This is a genomic window from Prevotella vespertina (assembly GCF_009728485.1).
In the GTDB taxonomy this organism is placed as follows: domain Bacteria; phylum Bacteroidota; class Bacteroidia; order Bacteroidales; family Bacteroidaceae; genus Prevotella; species Prevotella vespertina.
The window spans coordinates 1-25082 of sequence record NZ_VVIQ01000016.1; the positions used below are offsets into that span (position 1 = coordinate 1).

General features: G+C 43.4%; 15 protein-coding genes and 1 tRNA gene. All 16 read right to left on the minus strand.

Annotation, left to right across the window (positions count from 1 at the left end; all coding sequences use genetic code 11):
- Positions 1–772: 772 nt before the first annotated feature.
- The gene (locus F0475_RS11085; protein ID WP_155716678.1) at positions 773–1162 is read right to left on the minus strand and encodes a hypothetical protein; all 390 of its coding nucleotides are present in this window, start codon (positions 1160–1162) and stop codon (positions 773–775) included.
- Between the two features lie 409 nt (positions 1163–1571).
- Positions 1572–1988, minus strand: coding sequence for a ferritin-like domain-containing protein (locus tag F0475_RS11090; RefSeq protein ID WP_155716679.1), 417 nt, complete (start codon positions 1986–1988; stop codon positions 1572–1574).
- Between the two features lie 30 nt (positions 1989–2018).
- The gene (locus tag F0475_RS11095) at positions 2019–2513 is read right to left on the minus strand and encodes a MarR family winged helix-turn-helix transcriptional regulator (protein WP_155716680.1); all 495 of its coding nucleotides are present in this window, start codon (positions 2511–2513) and stop codon (positions 2019–2021) included.
- Positions 2514–2812: 299 nt separating this feature from the next.
- Complete coding sequence (locus F0475_RS11100; RefSeq protein WP_155716681.1) at positions 2813–3277, minus strand: MaoC family dehydratase; 465 nt, start codon at positions 3275–3277, stop codon at positions 2813–2815.
- A 388-nt stretch (positions 3278–3665) separates the two neighbouring features.
- Complete coding sequence (locus F0475_RS11105; protein WP_155716682.1) at positions 3666–4988, minus strand: hypothetical protein; 1323 nt, start codon at positions 4986–4988, stop codon at positions 3666–3668.
- A 223-nt stretch (positions 4989–5211) separates the two neighbouring features.
- The gene (rbr, locus tag F0475_RS11110) at positions 5212–5865 is read right to left on the minus strand and encodes a rubrerythrin (protein ID WP_155716683.1); all 654 of its coding nucleotides are present in this window, start codon (positions 5863–5865) and stop codon (positions 5212–5214) included.
- Between the two features lie 605 nt (positions 5866–6470).
- Positions 6471–10217: a leucine-rich repeat domain-containing protein gene (locus F0475_RS11115; RefSeq protein ID WP_199879810.1), complete on the minus strand. Its 3747-nt coding sequence runs from the start codon at positions 10215–10217 to the stop codon at positions 6471–6473.
- An 8-nt stretch (positions 10218–10225) separates the two neighbouring features.
- Positions 10226–12601, minus strand: coding sequence for a S8 family peptidase (locus F0475_RS11120; protein ID WP_155716685.1), 2376 nt, complete (start codon positions 12599–12601; stop codon positions 10226–10228).
- A gap of 3 nt (positions 12602–12604) precedes the next feature.
- Positions 12605–14221: a hypothetical protein gene (locus F0475_RS11125; protein ID WP_155716686.1), complete on the minus strand. Its 1617-nt coding sequence runs from the start codon at positions 14219–14221 to the stop codon at positions 12605–12607.
- A gap of 200 nt (positions 14222–14421) precedes the next feature.
- Positions 14422–15732 carry a DUF4302 domain-containing protein gene (locus F0475_RS11130; protein WP_155716687.1) on the minus strand — a complete coding sequence of 437 codons (1311 nt, stop codon included), beginning with the start codon at positions 15730–15732 and terminating at the stop codon, positions 14422–14424.
- Between the two features lie 12 nt (positions 15733–15744).
- Positions 15745–16680: a zinc-binding metallopeptidase gene (locus F0475_RS11135; protein ID WP_155716688.1), complete on the minus strand. Its 936-nt coding sequence runs from the start codon at positions 16678–16680 to the stop codon at positions 15745–15747.
- A 22-nt stretch (positions 16681–16702) separates the two neighbouring features.
- Positions 16703–18259 (minus strand): RagB/SusD family nutrient uptake outer membrane protein, encoded by a 1557-nt coding sequence (locus F0475_RS11140; protein ID WP_155716689.1) that lies wholly within the window; start codon positions 18257–18259, stop codon positions 16703–16705.
- A 25-nt stretch (positions 18260–18284) separates the two neighbouring features.
- Positions 18285–21593: a SusC/RagA family TonB-linked outer membrane protein gene (locus F0475_RS11145; protein ID WP_155716690.1), complete on the minus strand. Its 3309-nt coding sequence runs from the start codon at positions 21591–21593 to the stop codon at positions 18285–18287.
- A gap of 1004 nt (positions 21594–22597) precedes the next feature.
- A tRNA-Met gene (locus F0475_RS11150) sits at positions 22598–22670 on the minus strand.
- A 204-nt stretch (positions 22671–22874) separates the two neighbouring features.
- The gene (locus F0475_RS11155) at positions 22875–23816 is read right to left on the minus strand and encodes an HAD family hydrolase (RefSeq protein WP_155716691.1); all 942 of its coding nucleotides are present in this window, start codon (positions 23814–23816) and stop codon (positions 22875–22877) included.
- 694 nt (positions 23817–24510) lie between these two features.
- Positions 24511–25047: an RsmD family RNA methyltransferase gene (locus tag F0475_RS11160; RefSeq protein ID WP_155716692.1), complete on the minus strand. Its 537-nt coding sequence runs from the start codon at positions 25045–25047 to the stop codon at positions 24511–24513.
- Between the last annotated feature and the right edge of the window lie 35 nt (positions 25048–25082).

Below are 25082 nucleotides of genomic sequence, written 5' to 3' on the forward strand. Positions count from 1 at the left end.
GTCGACGTCCATTCGGTGCAAGCACTAAATGCCGTTTCCCCTCGACTTGCATGTGTTAAGCCTGTAGCTAGCGTTCATCCTGAGCCAGGATCAAACTCTCCATTGTAAAATATGTTTGGGTGATTAGTAATAGGTAAGAATGGTAATAAATATCAACTTAACCCAAGACTTCACCGAGTAATCTCTGTTTCAGAATGCTTATCCTTTAGTATCAAGTTTTAAAAGCACCTATTCCTATACAAGGAATTCAATTGAATTGATCGGTTCGTTTCTTTTACCCATCTATTTGATTCTTAACCAAACAGACGCTTCTTGTACTACTTCTCTGTTTATGTAAATCTCTTCAAAGAACGCTTTCTTTATTGCTTTAAACAACTCATAAGCACATAGCTTATTTCGTAAAAGCGAGTGCAAAGGTATATACTTTGCTAGAAACTGCCAAATGTTTTGAGAGAAAAAATCAATAAAAAGTGGTTTTTATTGCGCCTGAGAGGAAATAAAGGGCGTTACACCTTATTTATATATAGGCTTGGGGAAGTTTGTATATAGGCATAGGGAAGATGAAAAAGAAGCGTGAAGATATTGATGAGAGAGGCAAACGAATATTAGTATTCGTAGTTGGGAGTATTGGTGATGGGGTGTGAGAATACTGCTAAAGGCATATTGGAAAATGCTGAAAGAGGGTTAATAGTAGTGCTAAAAGCAACCATCAACTGCAAAGAAAATTGTTTTCTAAAGAAAAGGCGCCTACCTTTAACAACACAAAACAGCATTATTCCCCTATGCTCTCTACTGTTGGTTTCTTAATTTCAGGCTTCGGAACCTTAACAGAAGGCGCCGACCCCGCCTGTCCTTCAGGCACACTCGGAACGATAACAGGCTCCTCTGGCTCATCTGCCGACTCTTCCTTCTTCGACTCAACAGGCTTAGGAGTCTCCTTTTTAATCTCCTCTTTCACTTCTTCCTTGACCTCTTCTTTCGTCAAAACAGGCGTCTTCGGACCATTATCAATACCAATAACATCACCCGACATATCCACCTCATACTTTCGAGGCGGCGCCATCTCGCGTGTCTCCATGAGTACCCCCAATGTAATAGCCCCTACTGCCAAAACGATGGCGCAGGTGGCTACTGGAACCTTATAAGTTGGTTTTTTCTTCATTTGTTCACGTATATCTTACATCCTCGTGCACGTAATCTGTACGTTACAAAATTATTAAATAGTTCAGAGAGAAGCGTTATTCAACAAATGATTTTAGTTTTTTTAAGACAGAAGAGCAGCCTTACACAATCTTACTACCGCATATTTCCAAGACAAAATAACATTCATCAAGGCTATTCAACACTAACACATGAACATTAAAATAGCCTATTTCAAAGACATTATAACCTAGTAAATGTTCACTTGGAAACCAAAGAAACCACGCAAAGAGAAACCTGCAAAAACATCAATCGACGGTCTTTCAGGACAGAAAAAAGGACTCTATCAAATCATCGCTCCCCCACTCTCACTCGCAGATAGGTATGATTTGATACAGTCCTAAAGAACTAACAACCTTATAAACAGGCGTTTATTGTTTATATTTTGCTAGCAGTTCGCCCAACACTTCACCATGATGAACCTCCTGCCGTATATACTCTTCAATCTGTTCGGCGACGTCATCTCGCCCCAACTCACGCAACTTGTCGGCCAAAGGTTGTAGGAACTTTCCTACTCCCAACTCGCCCTTCTGCATGTTTTCCATCATCTGAAACACATCCGAAGGATACTTTGCATTCAGCGTCGCATAGTACCCTGCATGCACAGACTCCTGATCGGCTAACTCACGAAGACGCTCTGCCAACTCCTTCGGAAGCCCCTGTTCTTCAGCCATCAACGCCAACGAATAATGATTCATCACGCCCATTGCCTTGCCCATAGCGGCAGCCTCGATGAGTTTCTCCAGTCCCGTCCCTTTCGTCAGACCATATATACTCCTCTTTTCCATGCTTTATTCAAATCTTTTCTATAGCCCCGATTACAATATATAACGACACTCTTTGTCCTTCGCAGCCGCTTTATCCTGTGCTCGTTGTTCAGAGAGAGTATTGATCAGAGCGTCTAATTCAGCAGATAACAAATGAATATCATCAACACTTGTACGGTCACTTAGCACCTTTCCTAACATACAAGCAGGTATGCTTGCAGCCTGTCTTTCAAGTTCTTTTGCCTTGTCCGTGAGATAAACGTAGGTCTCTCGTGCATCCAACTTACCCTTCACTCTCGTCACCAGACCCTCGCTTGCCATGCGTTTAACAAGCGGTGTCATCGTGTTTGAATCGAGGTAGAGTCGATGCGCCAATTCCATCACCTTCTGTCCATCCTCCTCCCACAAAGCCATCAAAACGAGGTATTGTGGATAGGTAAGTCCTAACTTCTCGAGCATTGGAAAGTAAGTCTGGGTAATCAATCGACTAGCTGTATACAATCTAAAACAAAGTTGATTCTGCAATTTCAGTTGGTCGTAAGCCATACGTATAAGTCTTTTTTAAATTTGTGTTAGCCTGTATCAAACATCCTTACAAGCTGATGTATATATAATGTTATCCCTCTTAAAAGATTTTACAAAGGTACTATAATGTTCTAACTAACGCCTCCGCGTATCAAACATTTAACACTTTTTGACCACAAAAGGGCTGTTTCAGAGGTCTATTTTACTATTATTCATAAGTTATATAAGCTCATATACCTTATAATAATAGCATTGCGTGTACACGTCTCATGCACCCCAACCTTTGAAACAACCCTTTCGGTTATCGTTACAAATTATGCTTATTCAAAATAGTAAAGGAAGGTTGCGATCCCTTCGAGGGCTGGTTTGCGTTCGCCCTCAATCTCGATTTGGAACTTGATACCCGCCTTGCAAATACCACGGAGGTTCTCAATGCTATCGAGGTTGGCTACCAAACGAATGCGCGAACCTGTCAATACAGGCTTACCAAAGCGCATCTTGTCCATGCCATAATTGACCATCATCTTCAGATTATGCACCTCGATAATCTCCTGCCACATGTGTGGAAGTAGCGAAAGTGTCAAGTAACCATGTGCGATAGTACTCTTATAAGGGCTCTCCACCTTGGCACGCTCCTGGTCAACATGAATCCATTGATGATCGAGGGTGGCGTCAGCAAAAAGATTGACACGCTCTTGGTCAACTGCTAACCACTCACTTTCTCCTAGCTTCTCACCCAATCGGGCAGCTAGCTCTTCGTAGTTATTTACAATTAATTTTGCCATTGTCTTAATTTATTATGATGTTTATTTCAATTCTAAAAGATAATCTGTTTTAGTCGACGAGTGGACAAGTTCACACGTCAATGAGTTGTTTCTTCCATCGGAGAGCCTTGTCACACAATAGGAGAAAGCTCATTCAACCGAATTTCCCTGAGGTTTTCTTTCTCACCGAAAAGGTTGGGCAGGATTTCAACAAAGGCTCTTCTCTATTCGAAGAAGGCGTTTCCTTCATGCCAAGAGAGGCTCTCTTCATAACGAGGAAACGCCCTCTTGATTTGTCAACAAGCCCATTCATGTCGCTTACCATTCGGAGAGCGACTGACAATGAGCCGCTTTGTAGAGCCTATGACGCAGTGCAAATATACGAAAAAGAATCCGAACTGCAAAGTAATCAATCGATTGTCTCGAACGCACCATGATGTGAACGGAAGAATTGCAACTGCTCTTCTCTCACCTCCAAATCGGCTTTCCACAATGATTCCTCACCTTTCTGATGGCGTTCCAAACGCTTCAAACAACGGGCAATCTTGCGTTTGTTGTTACGCATCTGTAGTGCATCAGCCTGCACGGGACCAGCCTCATCAAGTGAAGCACGGCGCAGTTTCTGCATGAAACGATCGAACTGATTATATTGTAAAGCCAGTTGCATCATCTTCTCTTGATTCTGTTCTATGTCGTTAAGTCCCATTAGTTGCGCCAGATGTTCATGACTCCAATCATCCGTCTTGAGCCAGAACCACTGGAAGAAGTGGTGCTCCTCCATTTCAATCAGCTCTCTCATCAGCGCATCTTCCGCCTCATCTGCCGTCTGAAAGCGGGTGAATACCATTCGAGCAAGTGCCACAGGATCCAGTTCCAAAGCCTCATCAGTCTTCATGGCTTTCGTCACGACGATACGCCAACGCGTGTCCTTATGTTTCACAAGGGCGTTGCGCGACCCCTGCAACAGCTCTGACAGCTTACCTTGTGCAGCCTGTTCACGCACCTTCTCCATCTTTTTTCTTAGGTTGCGAACCGACAATGTACCATCCTCATACCATATATATTGAAAGCTTTGAGCCAAGTCGTCAAGGCTAACAGCAAATCTATCGTCATCGTCACTGCCCACGAAACTATAGTTATAATGGTCTAACTCGGTGGAAGGAATCGTCAGATCGCCCACAACCATCGCCCCATCTTCAGTCGTGATATTAAATCCGACAAAGGGTAATTGCAGTTCCAAACTGAACGACTCGCCCCCCTTATCAGGCGTGAGAATGCACTTCAGCATCTTACCATCTGCACAATCAGCCTTCCTCACAACGTATCCTTCATCAATTTTCGTTGCTCCCTCGACCCTTACCTCACCATGATACCAATCAATCTGAAAGGTTGTTGAGTCGGCATCCTGGCGCACCATGGTCAGAAATTCGGCTGGTTCTACACCCAAATTAATTACTTCGGCAGGGCGCACCTCCTCGTCATCATCAGCTAAGACCATCGCCTCAATGCGTCCCAAAGGGGCATCATCTTCCCACTCTTCCGCACCTTTCTCACGGAAAACAACGAAACTCTGGCGCACCTGTTGGGCTTCTTCTCCCGTGCGACAGAGGCTGAATCGTGTGGCACGACTTAGTAGCGCTGCCTTCACAAAAGGGTTATAATCATCGGGTTGGTGATTCACTTCAGTCCATGCCAGTAGACTTTCTGTTTCGTTATCCTTTGCAGTTTCCATTGTAGAATATTAATGTTTATGTTGTTGCCAAAGGGCAAAAAGTGGCGCAAAAGTACGAAAATTATCTGATAAAACGGGCACTTCAATGGCAAAAGGTGCTATAAAAAAAGAGTTGCATCAGCATTGACACAACTCTTATAGTTTGTTCTCTCACTCGTGACAAAGCCTGTGGAATTACAAAGACAGACGATTATGTCTTGTCGGCGTCACGATGAATGAGGATTTAGTAATTGCTTTCCTCAACCTGGAAGAAGCTCTGTGGGTGGTTGCAAACAGGGCAAACAGCAGGTGCTTTCTTGCCTACAACGATGTGACCACAGTTGCGGCACTGCCAAATGCAATCGCCATCACGTGAGAAGACAACCTTATCCTCGATGTTTTTCAACAACTTGCGATAACGCTCCTCGTGGTGCTTTTCAACCCGACCAACGCCACGGAACTTAACAGCCAACTCTGGGAAGCCTTCCTCCATAGCCTCTTTTGCCATCTGATCATACATGTCTGTCCACTCGTAGTTCTCGCCTGCAGCAGCATCAGCAAGGTTCTGTGTTGTTGTTGGGATATCGCCCTCATGCAAGAACTTGAACCATAGTTTAGCATGCTCCTTCTCGTTACGTGCGGTCTCTTCAAAGAACCCTGCAATCTGCTCGTAACCATCTTTCTTAGCCTTAGAAGCGTAATAGAGGTACTTAGTGTGAGCCTGACTCTCACCTGCAAAAGCATTCATAAGGTTCTGCTCTGTCTTTGTTCCCTTCAAAGCTGCTGGGTTGAACTCCTTGAACTTGTCGACCTTTGCGTGGCAAACTGGGCACTCTGCTGGTGCTTCAGCACCCTCATACATGTAACCACATACTGTGCAAATAAATTTCTTCTTCATAATGTTTTTGTATTTAAATAATGTATTTCTTCATCATGCCGCATTGATAGCTCCACTCCTTCTGATGGTCTTCTCGCTATCAAGTGTTATCCTTTTGGCATATTGTAATTATTCCAAATCACACTGCAAAGGTATGAATTATATCCGAAACAAGCAATACTTTCAAATCAATTTTTGCTTTTAACGACTCTATTTAGACGATGAAAAATTAACAAAAACGATGTTGCGTGGGGGCTTATATATAAATAAGGTGAGACAGAAGAACAGGCTTTTTCAGACAGAGGTACATAGTTTTTTAGACAGAAGGATATAGTTTTTTAGACAAAATGACATAAAGACATATTGTTTTAATGACATATTATTAAGACAGAGGAACATAGGAACAAGAGTCATGATAACGAAAGGGTAAAAAGAAAGAAACGCCCTTCTCCATTTGAGAAGGGCGTTTCGTCTTATCCAAGAGAGCCTTTCCTTGCATCAAAGAGACGCCCCCTTCATTTGCAAACAATGGTTTTCACTCCCCTCTCCATTACTTCCCTTCGGTCAGTTACCGTTGGTTCGGAGAGGGTGTGAGGCTGTAGATGGATTGGTGTGAGGCTTTTACTTTACTTCAAACAGATCTTTGAAGCCTTATTGCCTACACGTACAATGTATGTACCAGGAGCCAATGAGATGTGCATGTCAGCTGTAGCTGCCTTTGCACGATAGATAGTCTTACCATCAATAGAGTAAACAGCTACAGGGCTGTTCTCGCCTCCTACGATGTTAATACCACCTGCCACGAACTGAATCTTGACGTCTTCATTGGTCTTCACAGCGTCAATACCTGTTGGAACATACTTAACGTAATCAGTGTGAAGAACGGCACTTGGGAAGGCAAGATTGGTCATTACACAAACGAGATTGTTGATTGGATTATCCAGTTTCAATGTAGTGACACCATTCTCAAGTGTGTATGACTCATTAAGTTCTAGCTCTTCGCCTTGCAATTCACCATCAATAACTTGAACCTTACCAACGAACCAACGGAAGGTAGTTGACTTCCCACCAGCTGTTACCTCAGAGCTGAGATCAACCTTACCATCGACACATTCAACCTTAATTGGGTCCTGAAGGTTGTATGAGTACTTGTTAAAACGCTGCACTCTAGTCCCCGCTTTCAACACTCTCTCATTAGCAGGAGGCATGGTAGAGAAGCGTAGACGATTGCCAACAAGGTTGAGAATAGTTAGCTCAGGGTTCTTCTTATAAGGTACAGAAACGGCTGTCAATCTATTAGAAGCTAAGAACAACTGTTGCAACTTAGGCAACTTTGACACGTCGATAGACTCTAGTTTGTTCACACTCAAGTCTAAGTTCCACAAGATTGGGTTATCAAGTACAATACTTGTCAAGCTGTTGTTTGAAATCATCGCAAGCTCTAACTTCTTTGCAGAAGAGAGGTCGATAGAGGAAATCTTATTGTCTGCTAATGACAAGAAAGACAAGTTTGGATACTTAGACACATCAAAACTAGCGAGCTTATTACCGCTTAGGTTGAGCTGAGTAATGTACTGTGCATCAGCTGGGAGCTTAACACTTTCCAAGCCTGTATTCGATAGCGTGATAGCGTGTGTGCGTCCCAGTTTAGAGAGATCAGCGTTCTCCATCTGTACATTTGATACACTGAAGACAGAAAGCTCATCGGTTGGATTAGCAACAAGTACGCGTACTCTAGCTCCTGCCTTAGACTTAGCACGGAAGCGAGTGTAGGTGTCCTTTAGTGTATACTGGTAGACATTGTTGTCGCCACTCCACTCGAAATAAACCGAAGTACCTACTACTGGACTAGCCAAAGAGAGCTCTACACTATCGGTCTGGTTGACTGTTGTGAACTCTGCCAATACGTTTGTTGGCATTGGGATAGGTGTAGTATAGGTTGTTCGGAACACATTAACACCCTTGAAATCAGGGTATGCCTCATGGGTCATCTCACAATAGATACGACCCGTATTGGTGTTCTTAAACTTAGAAGAACCATTGTTGATGGTATAGTCAGTGCCCTCAGCAAGAACTTGGTTATTCGACTTCTTCCATTTGTACTGAGTAACTTTTCCGTTCTTGGTTATATACTGTTCAGATAGGTCGATACCAGGAGAAGCAGTAGAGATCTCCAATGGGTTCTGTGGAGCATATAGGAACTTACCCTGTCCGAGAGCAAGGTAATCAGGCATATTAGCCAATGTAAAGAAGTTACCACGGATGTCCAAAGTCTTCAATGGAGCATTAGCAGGAACGTAGAACTTCGACAGTTGGTTATAAGAAATATTCAGATTCTCAAGCAACTCACTATGGTTCAGCAGCATGGTGTTGAACTGGTTGTGTGAAGCATCAAATGAGCGGAGGTTATCGGCATTGTTTACTCCGAGCTTAACGAGGTTGTTGTAACTTACATCAAGATGACGAACAACAGTGATGTTGTTATACTCGATTGTCTCCAAATTGTTGTGACTAAGGTTGATGTCAGTCAATATACTCTTATCGAAGTAAGTAGAAGGTCCCTTCAAGCTCACCTTTCTCATGTTGTTATTTGAGAGGTCTAACTTCTCGAGCTTGTTGTTATAACCGAGGTCAACAGAGTCTATTGCGGCATGAGTCAAAGCGAGTTCACGAAGCTGAGGGAGGTTAGAGAGGTCGATCTTAGACAACTGTACACCGTCCATCTTCAATGATGTAATCTGCTTATCCTGTGGTACATAAACCGTAACAACGTTTGATCCATTAAGAGCTCCTGTAACATTAACAGCGGTAGGAAGCTCATCTACAACAGTTTTCTCTACCTTCGTGCCATTACCAAAGTCGATCTTCACCTTTACAGGAACAGCTGCCGTAGCACCCTTCACACCAATCGCCATCTTGATGGCAGAGCCTTGTGCGTTGCCAGTAACAAATGAGAAAGCCTTGTCGTCTTGCCCAAATTCAGCTGTAGTCTTTATTCTGAAGTTCTCAGTACGTAGTGAGTAATCCTTCAAAACAGAGTTATCATACTGGATGAAGACTTCATCGTCCAGTGCACGTTTCAGTGTTAACTTACCATTGTTATAGTCGTAATAATCGTCAGAGAGCTTCTCTGGCTTCGTTGGATCATCCTTTGGTACACGATAGAGCACACCATTTGTGGTTGAGCTAGGGCGATTAACACGACTAGAAAGGTCGACAACAGACCCTACACTATAGGTTGGATTCACCTCAAGATTGTTCTGTTCGTGATAATACTCGAACCAGTTACCAGGCTGAGGAAGCGTTACGAAGTCAAGATAGTTGTAACGAACATTCACGCTATAAAGCTTTGTATTCTTGGTTAAATCAAGGTTTCTTAGCTTATTGCGAGCACATGAGAAAGTGAAGAGTTCAGGGTTTCTTGAGAGATCAAGATTGGTTAAGTTGTTACCATCACAATAGAAGATAGTAAGTAGCGGACAGTTTCTTACATTGATATCATCAAACTTGACGTCTGTATTAATACTACCTGATGAGTGAGAGGCATACAACTGTTTGATCTTTGGACTACGGCTCAGATCAAGGGTCTTAATGCGTGAGTCGCTGACATTCAACACCTCCAAAAGAGGGTTCTGACTAAGATTTACAGAAGAGACAGAAGTCATATCCAAGCTCAAACGGCGTAGATTAGGACAACCTGTAGGGTCACAAGAAGTAAGACTTACCGTGTGGTAAGCATCGAAAGACACAAGATTAGGGAAGTTCTTCAATGTGAAACTTGGTGAGATATGGCCTATCTGCGTTACTTCCAACACCTGGAGGTTAGGCAAACGACCAATCATCAACGGCGTTGCAGCTGTGAAGGGGTTATCTTCCAAATAGATTACTTGTAACTTCTGGAGCTTATTAATGTTCAAAGCCTGCAATGAGTTATGCTCAAGATTGAGAATCTTTAAACCTAACTGATCGCTGAACTGGATTTGATCAATCTCTTGACCAGAGGCATTGAAATAGTCGATCTTGCTGGCATCACCATAGATCTTCACCCAGCCGTTAGCATCTACTTGCACAGAAACAGGCGATCCCTTCACAGCGACTTCGCCCTGTTCAGTGGTCGTCAAGTCGGCTTTTCCGACCTCAGCCTCTTCTCCGCCGTTACCGCCATCGACGCTAAGTGTGGTCGAATCGGTGGCTCCGAGAGATAGATAAACCATTGGTGTGGTTCCAGCACTGGTAGCCTTCGCATAGATATTAGTATGGAAGGAGATAATAGGATCGCCCTCTTGTGCATGCACAACAAGCGGACATAAAAGCATCGCCACTATCCCTATGAGGAAAGATGACAGATAGGTAAACTTTTTATTCATATCCATTGAATAGATTAATAAATGATAATTCGTTTTGAAACTCCGCCTGCTACTTGTACAAGGTACACACCCTTGCCCCATGAAGCGGCGTTAACATCAGCCTCATCGCCCACACACTGCTGTGCATGAACAAGCTGTCCAGAGACGGTATAGACGCGCAAACCAAACTGCTTAGCACCTGCGAGGAATACACGGAATGAACGATCGCCAGTCATGGTGATAACAGGTTCTGTCTTCTCAGCCACTGTCTTCACACCATCAATACCTGCTGCCATCTCACGCAACACCTCTTTCAATCCATCATAAGCATTGAACTTGCCCGCACCCCACTGTACAGGATCGCCTGTATGGAGCACTTTATCATCCTTAACAGCAGTCTTCTGGATAATACGGAACACATCCTCGTACTTCAATCTAGGATTAGCTTGAAGCCAAAGAGCAATGGAACCTGCTACAACAGGCGTTGCCATGGATGTACCTAACGTCTGCGCCCAGTAATAAGTCTTGTTCCCTTTCTTCAACTTACCCTGTAGTCCAGCATCAGTAACACCATTGGCAGGGTCGTCAACAAAGTAGCCATTATAAGAAGAAATGATAGCTGCTGCACCAGGAGCACATATATTAGGTAAGCTTCTGCCGTCAGCAATAGTGCCATAAGATGAGAATCGAGTGGCTTCTCCATCTGGATACTCATCGATACCATTCTTTACATTATAGCCATAGACCCATCCGTCGAGACAAGGCCAGTGTTTGCGAACATTGTAACTGCCCACGCTAATAACATTCTTGGCACATGCCATATCACTAATTGAGCCATTGCGCGAACCTTTATCGAACCTAGGTAGACCATAGTTATCGAAGTAAACAAACTGTGCATCACCATAGGCATCAATGCGCTGACCGGCTTTCTTGCTCTTAAACAAGAGTCCGAGCTTATAATTCCCATCCTTATTTGTGACTTGATTGTCGCTGGTCAGGAACTGAACAAGGGCATAGTAACGACCTGTTTCAGGGTCTTTCATTGATGCAAGACCGATATATCCGTCGAAAGCCTTTGCGAAGCCAGCATCTGTGGAAGCTCCACTAATAGCATAGTCACCACCTGATGAGATGGTAACGGGCTGACCATTAGTATTGTTCTTAACGGTGTATCGCTTAGCAATAGCCTTTGTTAAACCATTGTAAATGATGACTTGCATCTCGAACTCAGTGGAGTCCTGACTATAAACAGCTACCTGCCCATTACGCAAGTTATAGTAGGTTTTGCTCGTCATCTTAAACTCTCCCTCTGACATTGGGCGTATGAGAGTTTGCTTAATCTGCTCTGGTTGATCGAACTTAGCCGTATATGCCACAGGATAACTAGCCTCATTACCTGCTGCCACACAGATGATTACATCCTTACCACACTCTGCAAGGAACTTATTCATCACGCTTGTAGAGTCATGAGCACCAACGTTACTACCTAAAGAAAGGTTGATAACGCAAGGTTTAGGCTCTTTGCCAGATAGCTTCGCATAGTTGACAATGTCGTCAACACCCATTGCGATAAACATATCTTGCAAGTCGCCGCATGAAGCAACAAGCTCGGATTCGGGCGCACAGCCGTAGAATGGATTCGGACCAACCACTTGCTTGGCTGTTTGGTCAGTCACTCTCTGGGCATAAGTGATGTTTCCTCTATAGCCACCAGCCATGATTCCAGTAGTATGAGTGCCATGGAAGCTCTTTTCAGAGTCAGTTGTAAAGTCCTTCTCTATCGAATAAGTCTCATCCTTGTGCGCCATAGTGTCCATCACAGCCTGTGGATAATAATTCTGATAAAGGTAGCCTTCCTTTGTGGCTGTTGACTTCGTTATCTTACTGATGTAGCCGAAACGTGTGGTGCCATCAGACTTGAGAAAGTTGATATGGTTAGCCTCAATACTACCATCAACGATACCCGTCACAACACCTTTACCAGTGTAAGCCTGTGGGAGGTCGAGCCCTTGATGAATCTTGTCGACACCTATCTCCTTACGTACCACATCCATCTTCTGATACACACGACGTGGGAGTTCCATGCGAGAAACGCACTTCAGACTTGCAACACGCTCTACATCAGCAACAGGCAAAGAGACAATTGCGATGTTACCACGCACACGGAGCACCTTTACACCTTCTTCTTCGAGTTTTTGCAAGGCATCATTTCCCTTAAACTCAACCATTGCCATAGTTCCTTTTGGCAACGATGTTTGGGGCTCATAAGCACGTGTCCGACTATTGTAAGTAGGTATAGAGGTATTGCGCATACGTAATAACTCCATCTGACTCTGTAGGTCTAACTTGGACTGACCATGTGCAGTCCAAGCCAAACCAAGGCTTAAAATGGTTAATAAAAACTTTTTCATCAATTATTTGATTATAACTTTCTTACCATTGATAATATATATTCCACGTGGCAACTTGGTCTCATTTACACGTGTTCCATCCAAACGATAAACTTCATTCTTGCCGTTTGCTGATTGGCGAACAGCCTCAATTCCAGTTGGATCTCCCTTAATATTAATCTCTAAGCGATCGCCATCCTGCAATGTTACCTCATATGAAGTACTATTAGGATAAATACTTGCAACCTTCTGACCATTGAGTTTTACAACCATCGTATTGGCGTCTGCTCCATAGGCAGAGAAGCGGAATGGATTGTCATCAGATGTGAACATGAGAGTGTTATCACCTGTATTCATGGTGATTGTGGAGTGATCAGCTCGTTCGAAGTTGAAGCCATAAGGACTTGCAGAAAGGTCATCAATAACAATGGTTGCCTTCTTATCTCTTACAATCTTAGAGGTCTTGATCTCAACATTTGCACCATCGGTCAGATTCAACTGATAAGATCCGTCATAGCTAGCAGATTGTGGAATGCCATCAATCTTGACACTATTAATCTTACAACCAGAAACTGGTTTTAACTCAAAATACTTATTGCGCTCACCAAACTCGATGTTGTTTTCGCCTGCAACAAGGCTGACTACCTTATTTTGATAGCTTTGTCCACGATAGAGAGTGATATTCGCAGGAGTATCAACAGATACTTTGGCGTGAAGCATAGCATACTTATGTGCCTTCACATCAATAGTGGTCTCGTCTGCAACAAGGTAATCATAAGAGATTCCATAGATGGTGATTTTCTTACCATTAATCTTTAGTTCGTCTAATGCATAGTCGTTAGTATTGAAGTTCAAACTGATCTTCTTACCTGCTTTCACTGTGAAGTTGCTAGCGAGGTAATTATTAACTTCTTGTCCATCGACCATCACCTTGGATATAACTCCCTTAATTGCTTCATCGGAGAAGTTGAACTTGACAGGGCAATCAACATCTGGGTAATTAGCTTGAACACTGACAACTGTGTTAGGAGTGAGCGTCACACGATATTCACCATCATTACTTGGAATATCCTTACCATCTTGTGTCACCTTATATATAGGTGCCCCGCCATAGCTAGCAGAACCTATCATAAGTGTGTTTTCAAGTTGATCTACGAATTTAATAGAGTTATCACCATTCTGCAAAGAGAGGCTTGTTTGGGTTTCAGCCAAGCTAGCACGAACCTTTGAGGCATCATCCACTTTCAATGTAAAGGATACATCACGATACTCTTCAAAAGTACCTGACTCTACATCTACAGATATACCAGCATCAAGGTTGGCAACATAGATTGAGCAGCTCTTATGATAGCTGATAGGCTGGTCAACAGGGTCTTCTCCAAGCTTACTTCTCGTCACTCCTAAAAGGAAGCAACCTGTTTTTGCCTCAATCTGAATCGATCCATACTGTGGTACCTTCACAGTATTCTCACCATTTTGTAAGTCTAGTGGCTGACCATAATTGACACGTACTGCCACGCGACTAACGTCATCCACGTTAACTGTTATGGCTGTCTCCTTATTGTCTTCACCTTGTGCAAAGGTGTTAACAGACAGGAGTAACATGACAGCCAATAGCATAATAGAGTATAATTTCCTCATACTATTTATTTTTATTGATTATTAATTAGTTCATCTCTTGTATATTTCCTCTTATGTTATTAAGCGGCATTTAGACTGCTATTTACTGATTAGGAATAGGTAAGGATAGTAGCAAGAAGAGGCACGCCGCATCTAGCAACGTACCTCCTCTCTGCTTATTTATCTATGAATAATCCTATTAATTCCATCTCAATTCGTTCTTAATTAAAGTTGACAAGACTAATTCCCTTATTAAAGACTAGCTTGTAGGTAGGATCCAAAACAGATGTTAATGTTATCTTCGTTGGGTTCTTTGGATCATTGAGCGATACCTCATAAGCTGTTTCCAAACCATTCAGTTTGAAACGAACAAGTACATCTTCAAAACGGAATAACCGCTTAAAGGCACTATAGTTATTGTTTTGTGCTCCATTCAACTTGGCTGTTGCTGGCTCATTAGTGCCTATGAACGTAATGTGATTATCGTCATTTATCTCGTAATCATATACTACTCGACCTCCAGCTTGACCAAACACAGCACCAATAGTGAATACTTCATCACCATCATAAGTACCGATGAACAAACTTCGGAATGGGTACTTATTACTAGAAATAGCACTTGCATAAGCATTTACAGTCTTCCATACATCTACAGTCTGGGAGTTTGTTTCAGTCAAGTTGACTGTCCATTGACCAGAGATAAGCGCTTCCACTGGTGAAGGATAGTATGGCATGAGCATAACGGTATTGTCGTTTCTGTCCGCCCACTTGTCATCTTCAGAGTAAGTGAAGTTCCTTACGATCTTATCATGTACTTTCTTTGGTGTAAGTAAGTCCATTCCTTTATTGGTATAGATGAATGGGAGGTCGATAACAACACCATTTGTATCTGTTACCGCAATGACATTATAATCCGTCTTAATGGCTTTTAAAGTGTCATTTCCTAGAACAAGACGATAGCGATCAGAGGCCATCAACGTCTTCATATAGTGTGCATCGGCGATGTAATCACTCCATGTTTGATTCTCAGGCACAGGTGTCATGACTATACGAGCCTCTCCCTTCTTACCTTGAAGAACAATACTATCCTTTGAGCAAGACAACACACGGAATTCAAAGTCGCCTTCGAAACCTTTACCAGCCTGCCCTACTTGATAGCCATCGAGCTTTCCAACAGGATCAGAGAATTTGTGGAAGGCTTTATTGAAAGTGTCAAATGAGATCTGAACACCCTGAGACTGACTTACAGTATAATGTGACTCAGCTTCCGACATATCGGTTTCTTCCATCACTTTCACATTCTCCGCCGTATCGAACTTACAGAATATGTTGTATCCACCATACTGCTCAGCACCATAATAAGCCATTCTCCATCCATTAGGAGCAGAGGCCAAAATCGCCTTTGTATTACTGATTGATTCAGCTATACGATTCGCAGAAGACTTGTCAAAGACACTATCTACTTCAGGTGTACAAGCGCCTAGCAGCAGTATTGATGTCAGTGCAAATAATAAACTATATAACTTCTTCATAATCTAAATCTCTTAATTTAATGTTTCAAGATCCAAGCTACTTATCTCGCCCTCACGCCTTAATACAATCTTACGTAACTTATCAATATCAACGCCCCAAGAGTCCATTAGGTAACTGCGAATCAATGATAACTTAGCGAGAATAGCATTCTTTCCATCTTCTTTTCCACCTGCTGCGGTTACAGCCTGTGCCAATCTCTTCTGCCACATCTCGTCTGTATCGGTCACATAACATGCGAATACCTCAGCAAAGTCCTCGTTATATTCACCACTGGCATAGCCTGTAACGAATCCTTCTGCACCTGATTTCAGATTGCTGACATTGACCCAGTCAGATGAATGATACTTGCCCTGAGAGATTGTACGGAAGTCTGTTGAATAGTTCTTGAGCTGCGTTAGGATATGAGCAAACTCATGGTGCATTGTGTGGAAGTATGAGAAATTCAAATCAAAGACGCCCGATGTGTTATAAGGGTCATGCTCCTCAATATAGAGGTTATTGAAGTCAAGGTTGTTAACCTGGAACAAGTTCACACGTACACCACCCTCTGCAAAACCCAAGGTAATTGATCCTTGACCATTGTACTGAGCGGATCCAATGAGCTGAAACTCACGGAAACAATGCTCTTTCAAGAACGTTGGTCCCATTAACTCGGTATATGCGTCCAACCAAACATGCTTGATGATCTTTGCCAAAGCGATAGAACGTTTCAGCTCAGCAGGCGTCACATTATAGCTAAGATTGGAGTTCTGGTCAACGTACTTGTAATTAAATCTAATATTGTAAGGCTCGGTGTAATTTTTATACAACCACTTATCAAATTCGTTCTGATGCTCCGCTGTCTTTGTAGGGAATATTGAATTCCCCTTATCAACGTCATCGTTTGAACAAGCGACAGCCGTTAGCACGAGTACAGCTGCTATAAGCATTAACTTTATATTCTTCATATTATATTACCTCCTTCATCGTTTAGTTACGTGGATTAGCTTGTAGTCCACTATTGATAACATCGGATGGCAACTGTATAGCACCACGTAAATCTCCAGCCACGAAATAGATTGGATCTTCACCATCTATGCGGTGCGTAATCTCAATACCATAGCGTTTAATATCCTGGAAACGCAATCCCTGCTGCCAAGTCTCTATACGACGCATCTGCAAGAGGGCGTAAAGCATATTGGTCTGTGTGCCATCTTCTACGCTAAAGCCTTGTGGATGTAATGGTTTCTTAACACCCATCTGTGCATCCATCATCACCTTTGCAGGAACTGTTGAAAGCCCATTAAAGAAGCTGTTGATTGATGCCTCGGTCAGAGTAGGACGTGTTGCAGAACCCACAGTCTCCTCTGTGTGTGATACAACCCACGCATTCATATCAGCCAAAGCTGCTGTGTAATTCTTCAACAAGATCTCTGCCTCTGCACGTACCAATAGTGTTTCATCAGCCGTCAACACTGCATCCAAACTATGGACATAGCCTGTCGTCTTTGCTGCATTGGTGTACTGTATCTCGGACATAATCTTTGGGAAGAACGTAAGCTGTGTATTACCATAGAGCATACGAGACTGATACAGCGTGTTATTCTGTGAACCTCTACCCCATGGCATAGGTGCCCAGAAGAGTTCTTTCTCTACCAATAACTGTGCAAAGTTGAAGCGGAGAGCACCCGAGCTGATCAACCGTCCCAATGAAGAGTAAGCTGTTTGAAGCATGTAATTAGCCTTCTCACTCGAACTAATGTAGGCATTGTGGATATCTATCGAACCACTGAGTGTCTTATAATGTGCCCAATTACGCAAATCAGCTGATGGTGTTGAACCCAACGCCTTAGTAGCATAATCGATTGCTTTCTGCCACTGTCCATAATAGAGATTGAAGCGAGCTGCGAAGGCATAAGCCGCACGACTGTTGAAGTGATACTTAGGAGCTGTCAAGTAACTATCGTCCAGTAACGGCAGAGCTTCTTCAATGTCTGCATTGATATTCTCGTATAGTTGCTTCAAAGTTCCGCGTTCGTTAACAGATACTCCAGGCTCCTTTGGATAAGGAAGACCTAAGTATTGGTCGGCTTTCGTACCATCGTATGCCATACAGAAGATGTTTGAAAGGCGGAACATTGTCCATGCTCTGCACAGCAAGGCTTCAGCACGTACTGGTGAAGGATCGCGATCTTTCACCTTACTAAGGCTTGCTAACACCTCGTTGGCATGCCCTACTGCGAGGTAAGAATTATTCCACACGCTGCGTGGATCATCATTTTCTGTGGTCGTAACAGGCTTCCAGCGATAGACTTCACTTTGGTTCGTTTGATACAAGAAAGTCTTACCATTGTCCATGACGTTATCGCTACTCCATTCCATTAGAAAGGCTGGAGAACCCTCTGCATAGGCTGAAGCTACGAGCTTCTTTGCTTTCTCAAAGGTATTAACCTCTGCTCGATCATCAGGCAACTTATCTAGGAAGTCGTTGCAAGAGGATAGGGCAATAAGCCCTAATCCAGCAAGCAGTATATTTAAATTCTTCATGTTCTTGTCTATATATAATAATGTGTTAGATGCCAAGACGCAATGTCAAGGTGAACTGACGAGGTGTTGGAAGAGCCACACCACCTGCATTCATAAACTCTGGGTCTTGTCCGTTGAGCTTCTTATCAGTGTAGATAAGGAAGAGATTGGTTGCTTGGAGCTTCAAACTGAGCGCACTCAATGACAAGTGACGAATCAGTTGTGCAGGGAAATCATACGATAGTGAAATCTCTTTCATACGGATGAAGTCACCCTTTGCAATACGCTCGTTCGAATAGTTATAAGCGTTATAAGCACGATTGAGGTAACCATCCTGCTGCAGAGTACGTAGGTCGGCAATAGCAGGGATAGTGGTTTTCTCTTCATCACCAGCCTTTGTCCAACGGTTGCGGAACTCCTTAGGCATAGCCAACATATCGCTATAGCTTGTGCTAAAGAACGGATCCAAACGAACCTTATTACCAAAGGCATAGGTCATAAAGAAGCTCAAGTGCCATCCCTTATAACTAAAGGTATTGTTCAAAGAACCTGTAACGGTTGGGTCAGTCGGACCTTCATACTTCAAGTGAGTGAGGTCATAACTCTGGAAGTCAACGTCACTTGTAGTCAATTTACCATCTTGATTGATTACCTGTGGGATACCATCTTTATTCAAACCTTTGAAGTCGAAAGAGAAAAGAGCACGATAAGGATAACCCACCATGGTAAATCCTGTACCTGAAACCATCGACATAATACGTGAACGACTATCGAGTGATGTAACCTCAGTCTTTACGTGTGAGAAGATGAAGTCGGTGCTCCATTGGAAGTTCTTCTTCAATATGTTCTTGCTTGAAATAGATAGTTCTTCACCATGAGACTTCATAGATGCAACGTTAGCATACTCTGTGATTGAACCCTTTGTACCATTGGTTGTACGTGGACCAATGAGGTCGTAGTTGTTACGAGTGTACCAATCGAAGACTACATTCAAGCGGTTATTGAAGAAACCAAGGTCTGCACCAATGTTAAACTCATGTTTCTTCTCATAGGTCAAATCCTTATTTGCGAACTGACTGATATATAAACCTGACTCCTGATCGACTGCGAATGGACGCCAGATGTTGGTACTACGGATAATTACCTGTGAGTTGGTAATAGCTGGCTTATCACCTGTCAATGAGTAAGATGCACGAAGAGTAGCGTGAGTCAAAGAGTTCTTGAATGTCTGTTGGAACCATGGCTCCTCATGTACATTCCATACTCCTGATACGTTCCAAGTAGGTAACCAACGTGCAGAACGTGCCTTACCCAATCGGTTACTACCCTCGTAACGGGTGGTGAAGTTAGCTGCATAGCGTCCTTTCCACGAGTAGTTAGCTGTACCGAAGAATGAAACGTCACGCATATAGCTGTTGCTCAACTGGTAATAAAGGTTACCATCTTCCACTGCCTGCTTGAAGTAGTGGTAGTCGTAACTAGGAAGGTAACCCATATCATACTGCATGCCGACACCATCGTAAGCACTTTGTTTACGAACAATGTTGTTGACTTCCATACCACCATATAGGTTTACAATGTGACGATCATTAAAGACATCATTGTAACTAGCCGTTGCACGGAAGTCCCAACTGTTCATCTTATACTTTGTCTCATTGTAGAAACCACCCTGAGGAAGCACTGAGTACTTCAGAGAGTTAGGTAGGTCTGGGTCTTGATAGAGCCATGGATTGTTGTCACGAATAGTGGCATCATCCATTGCACGATAAGCCATTGCCATGTTAGAACGCTCGCGAACCTGTGAAGCCTGCGTCGTTGTAGAGAACTTATAAGCACCGAGTACGGCAAGTGTAAGTTTAGTGATAGGCTTATACTTCAACTCTGCTTGCACCTTCATATCGAGCACATCAAAATCGAGGAAGTTGTTGTTAAGCTCGTTATGGATGTTGAATGGAGCATAATTACGTACGTAATATGCCTCTGGATCCAATGCTCGTGAAGCATTCATTGCGTATGAGAACGGGTTGATATCGAAGTTTCGACTCACTGCACCAGACGTTGGATCAACCTCTTGATTGAATGATCCTGGGGCGCGTTGCTTACGATATGAGGTGTTACCAATTAGGTTCAACGACACCTTCTTATTGATATTGTAGTTCGCATTAATTGAATATGTCATACGTCTAACCTTGCTCTGCTCGGTCCATCCTGGGTCATCCATGAATGAGAAAGAGGTGTAGTATTGAGCCTTGTCAGTACCTGAAGACATAGAGACAGAGTGGTTCATTGAAATGGAGTTAGTAAACAACTCGTCAAACCAGTTAGTGTTTCTCATCTCCGCCTCACGCAGGTAAGCATTCATAGCGTCCTCTGTGTTGGCAAGACCAAACTTGCCTGTACTTGCGTTGTAGCTGTTGATGAGATTGTACATCTTACCATAGATACCACTTGTGGCAGCACGAAGTGTACGAGAGAAGGAGAACAATCCGTCTGCAGCCATCTCTTTGTAAACACCCATCTGCTCCTGTGAGTTCATTATATTAAACTGTGAGTAACTAGGACGAAGACGCATAGTATACTCGCCAGTGTAGCTTATTCGGTTACTTCCTGCTTTACCTTTTTTGGTCGTAACTACGATGACGCCACCCATTGCACGTGCACCATATATAGAGGTGGCAGAACCATCCTTCAATATCTGGAAGCTCTCGATGTCATCTGCATTGAGTCCTGCAATAGCCGAAGAAATCAATGTTGCAGCATCACCTGATGATAGATTGTCGGCATTCACCTCGGCTACATCGTCCATGATGACGCCATCTACAACCCAAAGTGGTTTAGAAGATCCATAGATAGAAGTGGCACCACGCACACGAATCTTTGGTGCCGTACCAAAGGTACCAGACACGTTTTGAACGCTGACACCTGCTGCACGACCCTCCAAAGAGCGACTCACATCAGCCACACCATCGAGTTTTGCCTTCGAAGCATCAATCTTTGTAGCTGCACCAGAGAATAATCTCTTGTCCTGTTGGGTCATACCTGTAACGACAACCTCCGTGAGTTGGTGGTTATCATTGGTCAGGGTGACCTTCATACCATCCTTAGGTGTGACGGTCTGAGTGGTCATTCCAATGTAACTAACTACGAGTTTCTTACCTGCAGGAACGTCAAGTGAGAACTTACCGTCTATATCGGTAACAGTTCCAGTCGTCGTGCCCTGTACCATGACAGAGGCTCCGATGACCCCTTGACCATCGTCCTGAGAAACTACGATACCATTGATTCTTGTCTGACCAAACGCTGTGCCGATGGACAGCAATAGCCCGAACAAAAATAAAGCGAATCTTTTTTCCATAGATCTCTTTTACTTAACTGAATTTTATATAGTGATACTTTCTTTCATTACGTCAACTCTGTACACTGACAGAAAATAGTCTTCTCGAACACTTCTTTGTGTCATCTGTCTTTGTGCAGAACACCTTATTATATATATAACAAGTAACAATTTGTTATGTAATCGTGCCTTTTAAACATTGACAGAACCTATGACCACAAATTTAGGGAATGTTTAGATTAAATGCAAGAGATTCACATAAAAAATTACAATCAGCACTTACTTTTGTTTAAAACATTAATATTTATAATCTAATAATGCGTTTTTACTGCAACTATATGCACTTTTTTTAAACGAAGAGTGTACACAATACAAGTTTCAATTCGTAACTATCTCCACCCTTAGAAGTGCGTGTGTACATAAATCGGAGGCGTTATTTTTATTCAAGAAAAAGCCTCCCCAAGCCCCTCCGAAAGGAGGGGATGTTTTCCAACAAAAGCCTTGCTTTAATTCAAAACGCAATGGTCAAAATTCAAAAATATGATTAGTTCAGTTGTTGAAAGGCATTAATAAATTCTTTGCTAGGACATTTTTAACACGGAATGCACAAATGGCACAGAGCCTAAAAGGGACACAGAGTTCCTAAAGGAACATGAGAATACACAGAAGCTAACGCCCATGTGTAATTCAACTAAACGCCTCACCCCCGTCCCCTCTCCGAATGGAGAGGGGAGTGAAAACCATTGTTTGCAAATAAAGGGGGCGTTTCGTTGGTGTGAAGAAAGGCTCTCTTCATAACGAAGAAACGCCCTTTTCACATGAAAGAGAGGCTCTTTTAGATAGAAAGGAGTACTTTGGGGGAATACATCCCCTCCTTCGGAGGGGCTTGGGGAGGCTTTCCTTCACTTGCAAACAGCAGTGTTCACTCCCCTCTCCATTCGGAGAGGGGTTGGGGGAGAGGCTGTTTCCTTAATTCCAAAACAAACTTAGGAACCCTCGAATGAGGATTCCTAAGCGATGAAAAGTTGCGGGTGCAGGACTCGAACATGCGACCTCCAGGTTATGAGCCTGGCGAGCTACCAACTGCTCCAACCCGCGATATTAACCAGAGAAACTCACTAACTATGTTAGTATCTATCCTGAATTGCTTGTGCAAAGGTACTACTTTTTATCCGAACTACCAAATAATATTGGAAAAAATATCACTTTTCTCTTATCTTTCCAGGCTTTTAAAGCTGTTTTGAATGCCGTTTCATCCCAGAAAGACAAGGGTTTCGCTGACTGCAGACAATAGTTTTCTACCTAATCTCCAGTACTATTTAGGGCCACCACTGGGAGCAAATTGTTCGCCATGAGATACCGCTCAAGCCGCTTGATATCGCTTATCACTCGTTCAGCACCTGCCTTTTCGAGACTCTCACGACTACCATTTCCATAACTAACACCGATGGTATGCACACCAGCATTGCACCCCATAAGGATGTCAAACTCGGTATCGCCCACGACAACTGTCGCCTCGGGACGAACATCGAAATGCTCCAAAGTAACTAAAACGGACTCTGCATTGGGTTTATGATGTTGCACATCATCCGAACCAACAACGTACTGGATGTAAGGACTAAGCCCTAGGTCGTCCACCAAACTAGACAATGTTCGATGGCAACGACTACTGGCAATCGACATAAGGAAACCCTTTTCATGCAATCGTTCGAGCGTTTCCTTCACCCCAGGGAAGAGCGTCACAGCCCCCTTAACATTCTTCTCGTCGAAGATACGGCGGTAGGTTTCCTCACACTTGTCAGCCTCTTCATCGGTCAAGGTCATTATACTCGTGAAGCACTCACGGAGCGGAAGTCCGATGGTACTAGCGAATTGCTCACGTGTTGGAGAGGGCAGTCCGAGTTCGTCAACAGTGGCAAGCATGGTGTCAGTAATGAGTTTCTGCGAGTCGCCAAGCGTACCATCAAAGTCGAAAATCACCAACTTTATCCTTCCTCCCTTGACGTTCTTGCGTCTCAGTCTGCGCTTCAGTCGCTTGTAGCCCTCCACTCCTAAGATGGTAATTCCACTATATTGAAACAGCTTCGCAATGCCGAAGAACACTGCCCATAACACACCCTTTACACTCGTTGAGAGGGGTAAAAGCATTTGAGCAAAGGAGATAATATAAAACGGAATACACATCAGAAGAACGATAGTACCCGTTCTGAAGGATAGTCCTTGTAGCTTCGTTTTTATAGACATAATACTGAATTGATTTCTAATTGAGGCTACAAAGGTACACATAAAATTGTGTTTCTATCATGTAAAAGGAATATTTCAATATGGAAAGAAACAGCCTCCCCAAGCCCCTCCGAAGGAGGGGATGTGTTCCCCCAAACGCTTCTTTCTATCGAAAAGAAGCCTCTCCACCAGCCCATCTACAGCCTCACCCCCAACCCCTCTCCGAATGGAGAGGGGAGTGAAGACCATTGTTTGCAAATAAAGGGGGCGTCTCTTTGATGCAAGGAGAGGCTCTTCTCGACATAAGGAAACGCCCTTCTGCAATCGAGAAGGGCGTTTCCTTTAATTCTAGAATATGATTACCTCTATTCCCACTAACCATCCTCTCACATCCTACTAATAGTATTCACGCCCCTCTCCATTCGGAGAGGGGTTGGGGGTGAGGCTGTAGTTGGGGTTGTGGGAGGCTTTTAGTTGAATTTCACATGGGCGTTAGCTTCTGTGTATTCCCATGTTCCTTTAGGAACTCTGTGTACCTTTCAGGCTCTGTGCCATTCGTGCATTCCGTGTTAAAAATGCCCTAGCAAAGAATTTATTAATGCTTTTCAACAACAGAAGTAATCACATCTTTGAATTGTGAACATTGCATTTTAAATCAAAGAAGAGCTTCGGGAAAAAGACATCCCCTCCTTCGGAGGGGCTTGGGGAGGCGTTTTCACACCGCTTTAAACAGCGTGAAATTAACGCTGCCATAGCTTCGGTGCTCCAGAAAATGGGGGTGTGACGAGAAGTCGTTATGCTTTCCATGCTCGAAAACGAAGAGTCCATCGGGCGCAAGAAGGTCCTGCGAGAAGATGAGATCAGGGATGGTTGGCAGCTCTGGGAGGGCATAAGGAGGGTCAGCAAAGATGAAATCGAACTGCTGATGACAGCTCTTTATGAATCGGAAGACGTCGCCCTTGATCAATACATGTTCATCGGCACCTATCTTCTCCATGCACTGTGCGATGAAACGAGCATGGTCTCTGTCCTTTTCCACACTAACCACTTCCTTGCAGCCACGCGATAGTAATTCCAGAGAAATGCTCCCCGTACCCGCAAAGAGATCGAGTGCCACCGTCTCATCCCAGTCCAGATAACCATTGACAACATTAAATATATTCTCTTTAGCAAAGTCCGTTGTGGGTCGTGCCTTGAATGTGCGAGGGATATCAAAGTGCCTTCCCTTATATTTTCCTGTTATGATTCTCATTCGTAATGCAGTATTGTTATCTTGTGAAGTCGTTG